Genomic DNA, 16,951 nt, shown 5'->3' with positions numbered 1-16,951 from the left:
CAGTTTTGATTTTTGCCTCCAACAGCGCAGAGGTCTAACCTCTACTTTCAATACCCATGAAAACCATAAGCCCCATATCCATTTGGCCTGTAAACAATAGCACGCTTTCGGTCTTTGAGCAGGAAACCTTCGGTAACATATTCCAGCACTTCTTTGTCCGTATCAGTATCTTCGATGCGAAGAGCATCACTACTATAGAAAGGTTTTGTACTTAAGGGTTTCTGATTGTCGAAAACGACCAAGTGCATTTTGAAATTTTTGTCATAGTCATTGCCATTTTTCGTCTTGAAATAGTATCCTGTAAAGGCTTTGCCCCGGTACTCCAAAGTACGCTTTTCTAAGAATGCGATAGAATCTTTTTTATTGTCGAAGTGCTTAAAACCAAATAGATTGGCTTCCGCTAGAGACTGCTCATTTCTGTATTTATAAGGAAATAATGCCAATTTTCCGATGTCTTTAAGTTTGTTGAATAGCAAAGCCCTACTATTGATATCACCCGCCAAGGAATCCAACATGCCATACGGAAGTGTCAATTCATTCTTGGTCAATAAAGCAGCGTAGGTTGTTCTTACTTTGGGGTCTTTTACCAAAAGCAGGCGGTTAAAGAATTGCTTCACATCCTTTTCCTTAACAAATGGATACAACAAGACAGCGTAATCTTCTAAAACTTTAGTGTTTGCGACCGACCCGTTTGCCGGTGGGGCTAAACCATATACATCCCTTTGATTATAGGAGAATGAATTCTGACCCAATTGCCGCTTCAATTGTATTTTAGCATCGTTCAAGATTTGTTTTCGATACTTTTTATAACTTTTTGGTTTGATAAGCCCCTTTGCTTTTAAATCGGCCAACATCATAAAAATTGGAGACTTGTACTCTTCGATGGCGCTATAATCCAATATTTCAGGATATAACTTTTTAGCCATCGGAAGACTGTCCATATAGGGTTTGAAGATTTTGTGGATTTCAAATTTATTTGAGACCAAAGGCAAGTCCTTTGACATCAATTCCAACAAAAGGTCTACGGATTCCTCATCTGCCTTTTTGGTAATTGCCGTTAGTATTTTCGTCTGTGCGACTGAGTTGTTATACGATTTCGCATAGAATTCCTTGAAAAATGAATTCACCTGAGGATCATCTAGTTTAGCCAACTTTTGGATTAAATAGGACTGAATGTATTTTTTATCCTCAGGAAAATCAAATTCAGAAATGTAATATTTCAGCGAATCGATGTGCTTTTTCTGAAACTTGATAAAAGAATATCCATCGGAAACAATACTATCATTTTCACGTAGTGCTTTAAAGAAATCCGTTGTTTTATCGGTTAAGATGGATTTACCCACTACTGTGTCAAAAGGCGTAAAATTCTGAAAGAATTCCGTCACAAAACGACTGGGCTTATCAATGGTATCCACTTTAGACTTCAACTCATATAAGAGTCCGTTTTTCACAATGTTTTTAATGAGAATGCCTCTAGTACTCGCAGTATCGGTCAAGGTCAAATTGAGCTCATATTCTCCTGCAGCCCGCATACTGTCCTTTTCACTGTGGATTTTAAAGCGCTTATTGGCATATATTTTTTTCCGCAAGGCCCAAACCGAATCGATATGATTGAACATTAAAAAATCATGAGATTTATTCAGTTCCACCGTAATGGCTTCGTTATTCTTGTTCTGATAAACACTTTTCTTTTTGAAGGCGCTATACGATTTTGGCTTGTTTTCACCATTATAATAGTTGAGGCTGTTTTCTACGAATTTCACCGGTTTTACAGAACTTACCGAAGTAAAGAGCATCGCCGTATCGCGTACCTTTTTAAAGGCATCCGTATAAACAGGTTTTTTAAGTTTGAAAGAATCGAAAAAATCAGTGGCGTGTTGCTCCTCTTTCGTAACAATTCCCATTAAGTAATAATCACCGCGCTTAAAAGTCGTTTTTAAATATAAATTTGTGTTTTCCCCCTTATCCAAGGTTGCTTTTGAAGTTAAGGAATTCCCTTGGCAAGCGTTGTATTTTGGGGTTAGCTCTAAATCTTGGTAAAAACGTTTTTGAATTTGTTTAAGTTCAAAAGTATCTTCCTCAATAAAATTGAAATCGTTTAGCGTAACCTTTCGTAGGAAGTAGTAGTCTTTAGTAATTGAATCATAAGCTTGCACCAAACGTTGCCCTTTTCGATAGCGGTTTGTAAAATTGTAAAGTTGAGGCATTGCTAACTCAAAATCATCGTATCCTGATGAGATTTTAGTAATCTTTTTGTCTAGCTTTTTGAATTGTATACTATTGAAAATCGTGTCGGAATACTGGGTTACGTAATTGCCTTTACCTCCCATTTTAAACATCAGGATTTCCAAGGGGGTTACATAAATATGATACCGTTGATGGTCTCCATTTTTAAGCTGATTTCGAATATCCAATCCTTCGAAACCGTTTCGGGTAAACCTTGTCTTTTCTATGATTTTACCAGGAATATTCTCAAACAAAAGCTTATCCAAATCATCCAAAGTATAGGTATGCTCTTTTTTTAAATAGGAAAAAGTATTGATACGGTTTAGCATTACATAACTGCCATTGGCCAAATCGGGTGAAATGTAAGTGGTGTTCACAAATTCAGAGATTGGATACAGTTTATTCGGTAAGTTGATTCTGAAAAAATCATCATCCGGCCTTACGGTTTTGTACGTATTCTGTACCAGACTGTCTTCAATCTTTTGTTTCAAAACCCTTCCTCTTGAGGTCGCTCTTGAAGTCAACGGTTTGACCGTATACCCCATATCACGGAGCATAGCGATTACGCCCAGTTTTCCTGGAAGGTGGGCTGCCCCAATTCCTGTAAAGACCTTGGCTGTTCGCATGACCGAGTCCAGTTTACTCGCCATATTCCGGTTGCGAATGGTCAACATGTTCTTACGGTAATGGTCGGTGTACATGGCCTTATCGATAGAATCAAGCATATTTATATCTCGATTTCGATAGGCATCTTGAAGTAAAGTCATGGGGTCGGACTCCTGCATCTTTTTCTGCAACCACTCGTCTGGTTTTTTCTTCATTGCGTTTAGACTGGCACGACCAACAAGCGCAGATGATTCTTCCAAATCTTCAAGGGCAATTACTTTTTTGCCGAATTTCTTTCCCGCTTGGTAAATGAACATATCAAGGTAGGTCTCTTCTTCGAAATTTTGGGAATACTCATTCGTACGATATAAAATACTGTTAACCCTGCGGTCTTCAAAGGCGAGATAGGAGCCGATTTCTTCTTTCTTCGGATTTTTTATCGCAAAAGGATAGGTATAAAAACCTTTGGCCATAAAACCGTTGGAGATAGCATTGGAATTGATATCATTATCTAACCAAGTATCAGGGTCTGATTCTAAAGCAACGACGTCACTTTTTTCCAAGGCTTGGTAGAAAACATCATCTAGACGAAAAGCGATTCGCTTGCTTACATGCATCGTTCCGTATAGGTAAGACGTCTGTTCTAGGCCGTTTCCAGAGATTTCCCATAGCAAACTGTTTTTCTCCTGTGCATAGTTCGCCATGAAACAAAGAGAGAAGAGTATGGTAAAAAAATTCCGCATTACTAGTTTTTTGGCCTGTGGTTTCACAAATTTAAGAAAGGATGAACCTTAGTTTATCCCTACAAACTGTGAAAGTTTCGTAGCTGGTTCTTGATATAACGGCCATTTTGGGGCTGTATTTTGTCAATCGATAGACTTTTTCATTTTAATTGACAAAGCCTATACCACCATCGAAAAACAAATGAAGGCTTTTGAAGGTAGAATGGTGTTTGTGGCTTATTTTTGCACCTGAAAAATTGCAGTATTATGAAGGGAGTTTTATTGGTAAATCTGGGTTCTCCTGACAGCCCCACCGCCAAGGATGTTAAACCGTATTTAGATGAGTTTTTGATGGATGAACGTGTGATAGACGTGAATCCCGTATTGCGAAATCTTTTGGTGCGCGGCATCATTTTGCAAACCCGCCCCAAGAAATCCGCGAAAGCCTATGCAAAAATTTGGTGGGATGAAGGTTCTCCTTTAATCGTACTTTCAGAACGTTTCGCAAAGAAAGTTCAACAGCATACCGATATGCCAGTTGCTTTGGGAATGCGCTACGGAAGCATGTCTATTAAAAAAGCATTACAAGAATTAAAAGACAAGGGTGTAGATGAGGTACTTTTAGTTCCGTTATACCCGCATTACGCGATGTCGTCTTATGAGACTGTTGTAGTTAAAACGATGGAGGATAAGAAGGAGTTTTTCCCTGAAATGAAGATTACCACGCTGCCTGCTTTTTATAAGAGTCCGGAGTATATTAAAGTCTTATCGGAAAGCATTGCAGATGGGTTAAAAGATTTTGACTACGACCATATTTTATTCTCCTATCACGGAATTCCCGAAAGACATATCCGCAAAAGTGACCCGACAAAATTCCATTGTAAAATTGATGGAAGTTGTTGCAGCGTAAATTCGGTAGCACATAATACCTGTTACAGACATCAGGTGTATGAAACAACAGAGTTGGTAAAAAACTATCTCGGATTATCCGAAGAAAAAATCAGCACCTCTTTTCAATCGCGATTGGCAGGTGACCCATGGTTAAAACCCTACACTGATTACGAGTTCGAACGTTTGGCCAAAGAAGGTAAAAAGAATTTAGCGGTGGTAACCGCAGCCTTTGTTTCCGATTGCCTCGAAACCCTTGAAGAGATTGCGATGGAAGGAAAAGAGCAATTCGAAGAAGCGGGTGGTGAACATTACAAGCATATTCCTTGCTTAAACGATGGTGATGCCTGGGTAGCCGTTATGGCTAAATGGGTGAATGAGTGGCAAGCGAAAGAAGTTCTGCCGGTCTAGGGTGCCACTGTCATCTCGAGCGGAGTCGAGAGCCTAGGAACACAAATGCATCTCGTTCTAGCACAGACGTCTTTGCGAGGAGCCGTAGAAATAGTGAAATCGGATAAATTATAAAAGCGACGTGGCAATCTGATGAACTTTGAGATATTTTCAACAGATTGCCACGCCTTGCTCGCAATGACGAAATGCCCAAAATAACCTCAGAAGAACTCGGAACACTTCCCATTAGCAAACTGCTTATCAAGCAGTCTATACCTGCCTCAATTGGGGTTTTGGTGATGTCGCTGAATGTTCTTGTAGATTCTATTTTTGTGGGAAACTGGATTGGCCCTCTTGCCATTGCTGCAATTAGCGTTGTACTTCCTGTAACCTTTTTTGTTGCTGCTTTAGGAATGGCCATTGGAGTAGGCGGTGCGAGTATTATTTCACGGGCTTTAGGAGCTAATCAACTTGAAAAGGCCAAACAAACCTTTGGAAATCAAATCACCTTAACGGTTGTGGTGACCATTAGCATGGCCATAGTTGGTTTGGCGTTTACCGACAATCTTATTCTTGCTTTTGGCGGAAAAGGAGAAATTTTCGACTTTGCTAAACCCTTTTATACGGTTGTTTTTTATGGCGTTCCTTTTCTCGCTTTGACGATGATGGGTAATATAGTCATCCGTTCGGAAGGGAAACCAAAGTACGCCATGATTGCGATGATTATTCCGTCGATTTCGAATCTAACGCTGGATTATCTTTTCATCTATGTCTTCGATTGGGGCATGCAAGGCGCCGCTTGGGCCACTACGATTTCATATTTTATATCCTTTCTATATTTAATCTATATTTTTCGTTCCAATCGGTCCGAGCTACGGATAAATACCTCTCATTTAAAACTGGAAACCCCTATTTTAAAGGAGATTAGTTCTTTGGGCTCTGTTACCTTGGCAAGACAGGCCATGGTTAGCCTAGTGGTGCTCATTTTGAATAACATTTTATTTGGATTGGGCGGTGAAGCCTTAGTCGCGGTTTACGCCATTATCGGACGCATGTTAATGTTCGCATTGTTTCCGGTTTATGGTATCGCACAAGGATTTCTACCAATTGCCGGATTCAACTATGGGGCTAAAAAATTCGACCGTGTTAAGGAAAGCATTTACACGGCGATCAAGTATGCCTCGGTATTGGGTACCATAGTGTATCTCGGACTCTTCTTTTTCCCCACGGAAGTTGCGTCTCTTTTCTTGAGCTCAAAAGAGGGTCTGCCGGCCAATGAAGTAGCTATCAACGCTTATGTTTTAGAACATATTTCTACCGCCATGCGTTGGGTATTTGCCGCGACTCCAATTATAGCACTTCCACTTATGGGTGGCGCTTACTTTCAAGCTATCGGCAAAGCGGTTCCCGCCATGTTATTGACGCTTTCTAGGCAAGGATTTTTCTTTATTCCTTTGGTTTTTGTCCTTCCTTATTTCTTCGGCGAAATGGGCGTTTGGACCTCCTTCGCAATTGCAGATGTTTTAGCGACTATTGTCACGGCTTGGTATCTGAACAGGGAAATAAAAAAAGATTTGCAGCAATAAGCGTGGTGTTTTGAATTTACCCTATTTTTAGATGTAATTAGAAATAGACAATACAGCCTAATGAATATCAAATCAATCATACTAATAGTCCTTGCTATGAGCGTAATTCAATGTAGCGAACAAAAGGAAAACAAATTGGCCACACTTTTTGTAGGCACCTATACTGATGCCGAAAGTGAAGGTATTTATAAAATGCAATTTGACTCGGAGACGGGAAAACTCTCGGCTTCGACATTGGCTGCAGAAATTACAAGTCCATCGTATTTGGCGATTTCAAAGGAAAAAGATTTTCTATATGCCGTTCAAGAGGTCAATGATTTTGAAAATGGCTCTGGAGCTGTAACTGGGTATACCTTGAAAAATGATAGTCTAACCAAAATACAGACCGTTTCAAGCAAAGGGGCTCATCCGTGTCACCTTAGTCTTTCACCATCAGAGGATAAATTGGCGGTTGCCAATTATTCTGGAGGGAATGCAAGCGTCTATAATAGGGCTGCCGACGGTAAGTTATCAGGTCCAACAGCCATAATGAACCACAAGCAAATCGACAGCACAAAGACGCCACACGCGCACATGGTGAAATGGGTGAACGAAAATATATATATAGCTGATTTAGGGTTGGATGCCGTTTTGGAATATAAAGATGAGGATAATGCGTTAACCGAACCAAGTGCGAAGCTGCAATTGCCCGTAGGTGCCGGACCTCGGCATTTTACTACTACAGAAAACGGAAGGTTTATGTATGTGATTAATGAACTAAATTCTACAATCACTGTTTTTGCCAAAAAGGATTCAGGTGAATATGGTGGTAGGCAAAAGCTCTCCACATTGGCACCAGATTTTGAAGGGGAAAGTTTTTGTGCAGATATTCATATCTCACCAGACAGACGATTTTTGTACGGTTCAAATCGTGGGGAAAACACTATAGTCATATTCGCCATTGACAAATACACCGGAGATTTGGCCCTCGTAGGACGCGAAAGCGTTCATGGCGATTGGCCCAGAAATTTTACCATTGATCCTACTGGAAAATTCCTTTTGGTAGCCAATCAAAAAAGCGATAACATTACCGTCTTTAAAAGGGATACGGAAAAAGGAACACTTACCTTCCTCAATGAAGAAAAACTCTCGAAACCCGTTTGTTTGGTGTTTTTATAAATAGGTTGGAGACATGACTTCTATACGGTCATCTCGAGCGGAGTCGAGAGCTTAGGTACACGAGTGCATCTCGAAATAGCCTTTCTTTAGCGAAGTCGAAAGGCTCGATGAGACAGATTAGTACAACCCAATCACTCCTCGGGCATCCTGGTAGCGGCCTTACTAATAATCTTCCAATGACCCTCTAGCTTTTTAAGAATAAACAAATCGATGAATAGCATCTCTCCTTCGTTAATGTTGATTTCGACTTTGGCCATCGCGATATCATTCGATTGATCAACGGATAGAATAGTGCCCACCCTACCGTTGAACTTTCCCTTTTCTCGCTTTTTAAAAAGCTCGGCATATTCAGCAGCAGAAAGAATCCAAATGGGTTGGTCTTTTTTTGATAAGAACATGCGAGCATCTTCATAAAAAGGAGCAACGATTTTCTCAGGGTCATTGTATGAACTACCCTCGATATAGCTTTGGAGTGATGCGCGAATTGCGTCTTCTTCGGTTTGGGCTAGGCTTGTTGCACATGTTAATAGGAGTGCTGCAGTAAAAAATAGTGTTTTCATAATAGTGATTTTAAATTCTTATTCTGTTTTATACGGACGATTTTGCCGTTTTTGTAATTCGTATGACGCTCTTATTGTTTTTTCAGCTTTCACCTAGTTTTTTAAAATATTGGCTCCCGATATTTGTTGTTCTAATCCAAAAGCCATTAATGTTACCTTTCTTGTCCCTTTCAAATTCAACATTATCGAAATAATAGGCATCGCTGGTAAATTTGTCAGCTTTGTATGGGGTGATTGCAAAGTCATCACTACGGTTATGAGAAACCGTTAGCACTCCATCCTGCATTATCAATTTATACATGACATTAAGATTTTCACACCAAAATAATCCTGTAAATTCAGCAAGTTGCTTCGTGTCATAAGTGACCAAATCGAATTTCTCATTGAAATATTGAAATTCGTTTCCTCCCTCTCCCCAAGCAAAAATCATTAAATCTTTATCGGATTTTTGCTCAAATCGGATACTGTAGCTATCTGGCTCTTGGGTAAGAACAAAGGTATTTTTAGAAATTGGCGCAAGCTCACTTTCATTTCCTTCACTGCGATAGTAGTAAAGTTTGCCATCTTTTAAATGTATTTTTCTCATATACGAACTCTCCTTGTTCCAATATGAGCCGCAGAATTTTTGAAGTTCAGGAATGCTTAATTTTATAAAATCATTTTTGGTAATACTGTCTTTTTTGACGGTTGTTTTTTCATGTATAAAATCATTTTCCAAAAATAAATCAGCGATTTTAAGCGCTGCCCCTTCAGCATGAAAATCAAGTGAATTTCCAAGTACTACCACGCCAAAATCTTGTTCTGGAAATTGAGCAATATAGGTTACAAAACCATAATTTCTTCCATTTTGCTCAATTCGTTTAAGACCTTTGTATGGACTCGTAAATTGTCCATATACAGCATAAGAAGATGAGCCCTGACCATGCGTAGATGAACCATCATTGAGAAGGGTTGGGAGATACATTTTTTTGATAAGATCAAGGTTTCCAACCTTTGGCGATTCAAAATTCAACATCCAGCGAGCCATGTCTTCAGCAGTAGAATACAGTGTAAAATCACTGGAGATGTATACAGCGTTTTCATTTTTAAAACCGTCTTCACTATTTGAATACATTTTGGATTGATTACTAATTACACGATTTTCAACAGTTCCATAAACCGTGTTAGCCATATTGAGAGGTTTAAATACCTGATTCTCAACAAAATTTGTAAAAGGAATTCCTGAAACTTTTGCTACAATTTCTGTAGCCAACAAAGTTCCTGAATCACAGAAACGGTATCTGTCACCGGCATCGTAAATAGAAGCGCTTAGCCCATAAATAATTTCAAGAGCTTGCTCTCTTGTCTTCATATCATTCGCTTCCCAACCTGCAAGGCGTTGAAGCGTTGAAACATTGGGTATGCCATGCGTATGGGTGAGCAGATGACGTATTTTAATGGGTTTGCCAAAATCGGGCATTTTAGGAAGGTACTTCTGAATATTATCTTCTAAAGAAAGTTTTCCTTGTGATTCGAGCAAGAGAACAGCAAAAGCAACAATTTGATTTTGAAGTGAATTTAATTTGAATTTAGTGGCTGCCGAAATGGGTATTTGGTGCTCAAGGTTAGCACTCCCAAATTCGTTAGAATATATTATTTTGCCTTTTTGAACTACAGCTACTGCCGCTCCAGGTGTATCATGTTGATTCCATTCCGAAAATAGTGCCTCTATTTCTTTGTCAAAAGACGGTTTGGAGTTTTGAGCTATAGCAGCAAGGGAAGTTAGCAAGAGAAGTATTATTGAATAATGGGTTTTCATTTACTTCGGGTTTTATATTTTTAGTATTGTGGTTGTATTCGAATGATTTTTCCGTTCGTACGATCGTTTAGGTCTTCGGTAAGGATGTATAGTTTCCCTTCGGGACTCATAACCGCTTTTCGGGAACGTTCGCGATCATCCAAAAACAATTCTTCCATACTTTTTACCGTATCTCCCTCGATACGAATACGCCATAGACTTCCGCGTGAGAGGCCGGGTACGATTAAATTGTTTTTCCAATCAGGGAACTCATCTCCGGTGTAAAAGGTGAGTCCTGTAGGGGCGACGGTATGTTTCCAAAACCAAACCGGGTCGGTGTAATCAACACCGTCTACTTTTTTAGGAACGAATTTGTTTCCGCGATAGGTACCTGTCGTAATTACTGGCCAGCCGTAGTTCGCTCCTTTTTTAAGCAGATTGATTTCATCACCTTGATTGGTGCCGTGCTCGCTGAACCAAATGTTTCCGGTTTGGGGTTCGACAGTTATGCCTTGGGCCGCCCGAATTCCTGAAGCATATAGGCCGGGAATGGCATCCGGACCAAAATTAGGGTTATCCTCGGGAATACTCCCGTCAGTATTCAGCCTATAAATTTTCCCCCGCCTATCACTTAGGTCTTGTGCAATGGGCACCTCAGGTTGGTAATCTTCATTAAAAAGGCGCTCCCCAACGGTGATGTACAACTTTCCGTCAGTGCCAAAGGTCATCCCTCCGCCAAAATGAAATAAACCATGCGAATAGGGCAACGCCAAGAGCAGTTGCTTGACATTGACCAAAGAATCATTTTGCAATTGCGCACGTATAACTTTGGTGGTTGCTCCACCTTCCCCTTTGGCCGTATATGAAATATAGAGCTGTTGATTTGTTTTAAAATCAGGGTCGGGTAATACTTCTAAAATTCCAGCATTGTACGTCACTTTTGCACCATCTTCTAACCCGCCGGGAAATGTTCCTTTCGTGTAATCTGCTTTTCTATAGGTGAGACTATCTGTTTTATCCAAGGGAAATCCTTTGATTTTATGCTTTTGCTTGGTATTTAAATCAATCCGAAGCAAGTCGCCGTCTTTTTCGGAAAGCAAGACTTCGGTTTCCGATAAAAACGCCATACTCCAAGGGCGTGCTAATCCATCGATTATAATTTCTTTTGCTGGATTCGGATACGAAGGAGCTTCAACTTTTACTTCGGACTTGCAGGCAGAGAGTACGAGAAGGGCAAGCAGTATTTTTTTCATGGTGTTTCGTTTATTTATCGTAATTCAAAGTAGCTTCTTTTTCAACAGCCGGAATAATAATAAGGTCGTACCGTTTAATCAAATCTTGTATGGGTGCATCCAAAAGATACTTTACCGGAGTATAATGCGTCTCCTGAATCATTTGCTGCAAATCAATGACCGTCCATTGGTTTTTTTTGGCAGCTTGTGTGAGCGCAGCGAACCGATACGCCATCGTGTTTTCAAGTTTCATCAAATCTTGAATAACTCCATTTTTCGATTGAAACCGTGGCACTATGCCGATATGTAGCGATTTACTTCCATTGTAATTGGCAATTTCACTTAGGGTATTCCCAACGCCGTAGAAAGCGTAAGGCTGAAATCCTCTGGAAAGAAAGTTCATATCCCATTTGACAAAGAGCTTATCCTGATGAATATCGAAATTGATTTGTTCCAATTCTTGTCGTAACAGTCGTTTTTCTTCATCTACGCGCCATTCGTTTTTATCAAAAAATTCCTTTTCGGCATAAAATCGGCAGTTCTTTATACTATTGTTAAAGGCTTCTACGATGACAAGGTTTTCGGGGGATTTTTCACCCGCGATTTTGAGGAAGTCATATATGAATTTTGAATTTTCTACTGCTGTAGCAAATGCTAACAAATCCCCATTTCGTTTGGCGTACCATACTTTTAAGAAGGTTTTACTTTCTAAATATAACGAATGGTTTATTTTCTGACTTTCTTCAGATAGCCCTTCATAGAGCTGGTCGAGCAACCAAGGAAGATTGTTCCAAGATTCGTTGCCAAAACCTACGATGGACCATTTAAGCTCTCCTGCTTTTTGAACGAAACGCGCATCGGCGACGGACTTCATATCCGGCATTGGAAGGACAAGCATTTCCTTTTCGGTGAAGCCGTAAGTATTGTTCAATGCTTTTAATTCTGGGACAACTGATTGGGATTCTTTTACCATGGCGTTTAACAAACGAGCAGAAGGCACACCAATCCCCAAAGCCATGGTTTTATATTCAAATCGATTCAATTCAGGAAGCAGGGCCGCTGAAAAATCAGAACTACTTTTAGAATCTGGGTAATCGCCTAGCAGCGTAAATTGTGCCTTTGCAATTTCTTTTTTGAGGAAATCCGCTCCCTTACCGGTTAATTGTCCATCCGTTACTAAGAAATGATAGCTTATGGGTTGTAGCATTTCCAGTGAAAGGGAATCTTGCCCTTGAACACAAACGGAAACTCCCAAGAAACAAATCAGAAAAACGGACTTTTGAATTAATCGCATAGCATCGCTAATTTGAGTCAAAACTAGGGGTGACCTTTCTAAAATCCTTTAAAAATCATGATTCTTAAAACGAAAAGTGAGAGAAATATTCGAAAGAGTCTCTACCCCAAGCGAAATTTATTCCTGTATTGCGAAGGGGTCAATTGGGTGGCAGCTTTAAAAGCCAAATTAAAAGAAGTTACATTGCCAAAGCCGCAATCATAGGCAACGGTAGCGATTTTTTCCTGTGCGTAGGACGGGTCGACCAAGAGATCTTTGGCTTTTGCGATACGATAATGATTCACAAATTCAGAAAAATTCTGTTGCTCATTCTCATTGATGACCTGAGATACATCCCGAGAAGCGATGCCTAATTTTTGTGCCACTTTGGTCATGTTCAATTCGCTGTCAAGATATAGTGTTTCCGTTTCGAACAGTGTTCGAATTTGCTGCATGTATTTTTTAGAACTTGAATTATCAATAGATGAGTTCTTATACTTTTCCATAGCAAAAACGGGTCGCTTTAAGAGCAGAAAAGAGAAGGCATAGAGTAAAAAGGAAAAGAAAATGGCCCCTCCGATATAATAGGGAATCAATCCATACAGATTCCCCATATAGAATATCCATAGTAAAGCCACGCCAATGACCATATTGCGATACCAGACCCAAACGGACTTGTTGGCCTGCCTTTTGTATTTTACCAATAAACCAATGGTCAATACCAAGTAAACAGCCAAATGTGAAAAGGCGATTAAATAACTTGCATTCGGAAATGCACCAGAACCATTGGGAATATAAAAGCAAAAACATACGAAAAGCACAAAGGGTAGCAAATGCCAGTAGTTGTGCTTAGAAAACCCCTTTTCTTTTCCCAACAACAAGCGGCCGTAAAACCAAAGAAACGGTCCGGCCATCATCACCCCAGAAATACCCAAATTTCGCTGCCAAGGTTCTAAAACGAGGTAGACATTCAAAATTGATTTCCCAATACGAATGGTAAGGCCAAGTAAAACGAATGCCAAAAACAGATTCGCTTTGCGATTGCCCTTTTTAAGCGTAAGTAGGTACACACACAAAAAGAGCGCTTGTGCAATACCCAATGAACTTAAGACCAAAACAATTGAATTCATAGAATACTTTTAGCTCTTTAAAGGTATCAAATATGCACTTAACGCCATACGCAAATCGCTAAATCGCACAGCTTAGAGCGTATAGCGAACGGCGTTTAGCGATCAGCGTGTAGCGAAAAAAACCAAATACCCCAAAAGCAGCGCCCGAACCGTCCAACAAATAGTCCGTATCCAATTCGTACGAATCAATTTGTTCATCAGCGTATGGGTGGGTGTTTCTATCAATTGAATATGCGTAGGCACCTGAAAAACAAAAGTACTCCCCCAAATAAGAACCAATAACACCATATTCACTAAAAACAATGGAGAGTAGTCGGTATATAAAAACCAAATACCACTAAAAAGTTCGATAGTCATCACCGGTACAGTAATCCATCCCGTAGCATAATTCTTTTTCTGATAGGTAGGAAAATCAGCAGCTGAAATCTCCTTAAACAAAGGGTAGTGCACGATTTGTACAAACCAGCAAAGGCCGCACATAAATAAAGTTGTAAAAATGTGAATGAGGAGTATAAGGTTCATGTAGCAAAGATAATCAACCCACCAATACTGTAATCTTGAGTCCTGTCGAAGGGCCCGATGTGACAGATAAGTTTCAACCCGCCTCTGCTGTCATCCTGAGCGGAGTCGAAGGCCTAGGAACACAAAAAGCCAAAACCAACTTTCAGACTATTAAAAAACCCAATCACCAACACTAAGGGCAGTCCCGCAAAAAATGCTATTTTTCAAATAAAATCATGGAATTCTCCGTTTAAGGTTATAACGAACCAATTTATATACATATGAAAAAATTAGCATTTGTTTCCGGAGCCGTATTTTCGTCTTTAACCATTTTAGGTAATCTTTTTAAAATCTTAAAGTGGGAGCTTGGTCCACTAACCAGTGGTTTATTTTTCCTCATTGGCCTTGTTGGCTTGGCCCTAATATTTATACCTTCTTTTGCAGTGTATAAATATAACAGCAGCTCTTAAGTATCTTTTAGGGTTCTGTCTTTTTTCGATTTAGCAATCGAACTATGCTGTCACATCGAGCGCCCCGAAGCTTCGGGGGAGAGCCTAGGAATACAAAAGTTCAATCTCAGGGTCCTCCCCTTTTTTCAAGGGGAGGTGGCGACAGCCGGAGGGGTTGGAGCTAGATACTTGAATAATTCAACATTCTAGATAACTTCACCAGGACCCCTCCGCCCTGCGGGCACCTCCCCTTGTAAAAAGGGGAGGACCTATAAACTATCTACTAACAATCCAAAAATCTAACAATCCACCCCATCAACCCCACAACTATCCCCATCACTTTCACCAATCACCTGCATCTCAGACACCCGCCCAAACGCCTCCAAAAACACCTCTACCGGCTGCGCGCCAGAAATACCATATTGGTCATTGATAATAAAAAAGGGGACACCCGTCACACCCAGCTGTTGGTAATGCGCAATCTCTTGTTTTACGGCATAGGCAATAGCATCATCATTGAGAATACGCGTCGTCTTTTCAGCTGCCCAGTCAAATTCTTGCATCACTTTGATGAGCACTTCGGTATCATTAAGATGCAAATTTTCATCAAAATAGGCTTTTAAAAAGCGCTCTTTGAGTTGGTCTTTAAAACCTTCATCTCCGGCTACATGTAGCAATTGATGTAAAGGCAAGGTATTTACGGCCAACCATTTATCTCCAAAATTAAAAGTGATGCCTTCGCCTTCACCTGCATCTGTGATTCTTTTCATGGCATCAGTAAGGTCTCTATCACCAAATTTATTGGCTAAATACGTTTCACGGTCATAACCCGCTTCGGGTATAGTAGGGTCTAACTGAAAGGGGTGCCAGGTGACTTCTACGGGGGCACCTTGCCATTGTTGTAATGCACTTTCTAGTCTGCGTTTACCCACATAGCACCATGGGCAGGCGACATCAGATACTACGGCTACTTTTATGGGGTGTTTTTGCATGGCAAAATTTGTTTATGATTTATGAGGAGTTGGTCGTGAAAGGTTGGGGAAACCAACATAGATATATTCTCAGGTAATATTAATATAATAAGTTAGAAGAATGCAAGAATTCGTTGTTTCAAAGGTGGTTCATACCGACCAGTTAATTTTATTAAACTCTTCTAAAAGTGTTTTGCTTGCTTTGCTATTTACCGAATTTATAAAACATAAATGACCATACAACCAGTTATGAAAACTCAGACTATTTGAATTAGGAAAGTCTTTCTTACGTCTTGCCAAATGGCTTTTTACACCATATTTTCTGCAAAAATAGATATGTTCAGAAATTTGTTTTCTGTACTTTTTATTTACGTTTATTCCATTTGTGGTGGTTAAACCAGTTACATATTGTTTGCAGCCTTTTTTTAAGTATTGGGTTTTTTTATGGTTAATAAAAAAACCTTCTTGAGTGATTATTTTACTTATTACGTTTAATGATGGTAGGCTTCCTTCTTTGGTGATTGAAAAAGTTAAATCATCTGCATATCTAGAATATCTAAAATTTTGCTTCTTGGCCATACCTTCAAATCTATAATCCATTTTAGTTGCTAGGATATTTGATATCATTGGGCTAGTCGGAGAACCTTGTGGAAGTATTGCAGGTTTAGTTTGAACTAATTCTGATAAAATTTCTTTAGAGCTATTATTGAAGTCTCTCCAATAATTCTTTCTGTGCTTAGCTGTTGTTATCTTAGCGAGTGAAAAAGATAGATTAGTGGCATAACCTAAAGATTTAAATAGACCATAGACTCTTTTTTCCGTAATGGTATCGTAAAATTTAAGTAAATCAACCTTGAGTATTATTTCTGAATTTTCATGCACTTTGGCATTATCATAAATGGAGATTCTTTTTCGAAATCCTTTGCAACTTTCAGCTAGCCTATATTTACTTAATATGTTAACCAAAATCCATTTTTGGATGAATTTCAAATCCTTTGCAGGCGACATTATTTCTCTAAAATTTCCGTCCCTCTTTTTTAATTTGAAGTAGTTATATCTTTTGTACTTGTGTTCATAATCGTAGGTAATATCTCTTTTTCCATCACCGATTAAATTTCTTAAATAATCTGACTGAACTCCAATTTGCATTGCCAAATGTTCTATGGAGAAAGTTACGGGATAACCTTGTTCAGATAAGTTGCTCGCATAAGCCAAACAAGCGTCAATAAATTCTTGTGATTTATTTTGCTCTTTAGCTTCAAGGGCAAATTGATTAAATGGAAATGACATAGTTGCTGTTACTCTTTCTTGAATGTTAAATTTAATATTCTTGAGAATGTGCTTAAGGGGTAAAGTCAATCTAGCCGACCTAGATTTAGTTTAGTCTTTAAGCATATTATTAATAACATATAAGTTATGCTATCAAGTGGCTTCAATAATTCTCAATGAACTACACTGAGAAAACCTTATTAGGGTTAATTG

Annotated in this window: 13 protein-coding genes; 4 read left to right on the top strand and 9 right to left on the bottom strand. The window is 39.4% G+C overall.

Features of this window, described 5'->3' with window-relative positions; genetic code table 11:
• Positions 1-47 precede the first annotated feature (47 nt).
• Entirely contained in the window at positions 48-3,575 is a 3,528-nt protein-coding gene (locus tag FEE95_RS05045; protein ID WP_138656730.1) for a TraB/GumN family protein, read from the bottom strand.
• A 246-nt stretch (positions 3,576-3,821) separates the two neighbouring features.
• On the opposite strand from FEE95_RS05045, the gene hemH reads away from it, so the two are divergent.
• The 3 genes from hemH (at position 3,822) to FEE95_RS05030 (ending at position 7,576) form a co-directional block, all read left to right on the top strand.
• Positions 3,822-4,853 (top strand): ferrochelatase, encoded by a 1,032-nt coding sequence (gene hemH / locus FEE95_RS05040; RefSeq protein ID WP_138656729.1) that lies wholly within the window; start codon positions 3,822-3,824, stop codon positions 4,851-4,853.
• Between the two features lie 185 nt (positions 4,854-5,038).
• Positions 5,039-6,418 carry an MATE family efflux transporter gene (locus FEE95_RS05035; protein ID WP_138656728.1) on the top strand — a complete coding sequence of 460 codons (1,380 nt, stop codon included), beginning with the start codon at positions 5,039-5,041 and terminating at the stop codon, positions 6,416-6,418.
• Between the two features lie 96 nt (positions 6,419-6,514).
• Positions 6,515-7,576 carry a lactonase family protein gene (locus tag FEE95_RS05030; protein WP_238474500.1) on the top strand — a complete coding sequence of 354 codons (1,062 nt, stop codon included), beginning with the start codon at positions 6,515-6,517 and terminating at the stop codon, positions 7,574-7,576.
• Between the two features lie 131 nt (positions 7,577-7,707).
• Here the strand turns inward: FEE95_RS05030 and FEE95_RS05025 are convergent, their stop codons facing one another.
• The 6 genes from FEE95_RS05025 to FEE95_RS05000 form a co-directional block, all read right to left on the bottom strand.
• On the bottom strand, positions 7,708-8,136 hold the full coding sequence (locus FEE95_RS05025) for a nuclear transport factor 2 family protein (protein WP_138656727.1): 429 nt from the start codon (positions 8,134-8,136) through the stop codon (positions 7,708-7,710).
• 82 nt (positions 8,137-8,218) lie between these two features.
• Positions 8,219-9,934 carry a serine hydrolase domain-containing protein gene (locus FEE95_RS05020; protein ID WP_138656726.1) on the bottom strand — a complete coding sequence of 572 codons (1,716 nt, stop codon included), beginning with the start codon at positions 9,932-9,934 and terminating at the stop codon, positions 8,219-8,221.
• Between the two features lie 20 nt (positions 9,935-9,954).
• On the bottom strand, positions 9,955-11,166 hold the full coding sequence (locus FEE95_RS05015) for a PQQ-dependent sugar dehydrogenase (RefSeq protein ID WP_138656725.1): 1,212 nt from the start codon (positions 11,164-11,166) through the stop codon (positions 9,955-9,957).
• 10 nt (positions 11,167-11,176) lie between these two features.
• Positions 11,177-12,439 (bottom strand): hypothetical protein, encoded by a 1,263-nt coding sequence (locus FEE95_RS05010; RefSeq protein ID WP_138656724.1) that lies wholly within the window; start codon positions 12,437-12,439, stop codon positions 11,177-11,179.
• Between the two features lie 101 nt (positions 12,440-12,540).
• Complete coding sequence (locus FEE95_RS05005; RefSeq protein WP_138656723.1) at positions 12,541-13,548, bottom strand: helix-turn-helix domain-containing protein; 1,008 nt, start codon at positions 13,546-13,548, stop codon at positions 12,541-12,543.
• Between the two features lie 102 nt (positions 13,549-13,650).
• Positions 13,651-14,070 (bottom strand): hypothetical protein, encoded by a 420-nt coding sequence (locus FEE95_RS05000; RefSeq protein WP_138656722.1) that lies wholly within the window; start codon positions 14,068-14,070, stop codon positions 13,651-13,653.
• 260 nt (positions 14,071-14,330) lie between these two features.
• Here FEE95_RS05000 and FEE95_RS04995 point away from each other — a divergent pair, with 260 nt between their 5' ends.
• Positions 14,331-14,519 carry a GldL-related protein gene (locus tag FEE95_RS04995; RefSeq protein ID WP_138656721.1) on the top strand — a complete coding sequence of 63 codons (189 nt, stop codon included), beginning with the start codon at positions 14,331-14,333 and terminating at the stop codon, positions 14,517-14,519.
• Positions 14,520-14,797: 278 nt separating this feature from the next.
• Here the strand turns inward: FEE95_RS04995 and FEE95_RS04990 are convergent, their stop codons facing one another.
• Both FEE95_RS04990 and FEE95_RS04985 read right to left on the bottom strand, forming a co-directional pair.
• On the bottom strand, positions 14,798-15,490 hold the full coding sequence (locus FEE95_RS04990) for a DsbA family oxidoreductase (RefSeq protein ID WP_138656720.1): 693 nt from the start codon (positions 15,488-15,490) through the stop codon (positions 14,798-14,800).
• A gap of 129 nt (positions 15,491-15,619) precedes the next feature.
• Positions 15,620-16,828 (bottom strand): reverse transcriptase family protein, encoded by a 1,209-nt coding sequence (locus FEE95_RS04985; RefSeq protein ID WP_138656719.1) that lies wholly within the window; start codon positions 16,826-16,828, stop codon positions 15,620-15,622.
• Positions 16,829-16,951 lie beyond the last annotated feature (123 nt).

Origin of the sequence: Maribacter algarum (ex Zhang et al. 2020) (assembly GCF_005885635.1) — a bacterium.
In the GTDB taxonomy this organism is placed as follows: Bacteria; Bacteroidota; Bacteroidia; order Flavobacteriales; family Flavobacteriaceae; genus Maribacter_C; species Maribacter_C algarum.
Note: the sequence above shows the minus strand (reverse complement) of the source record. Positions and strands in the feature narration are given on the sequence as shown.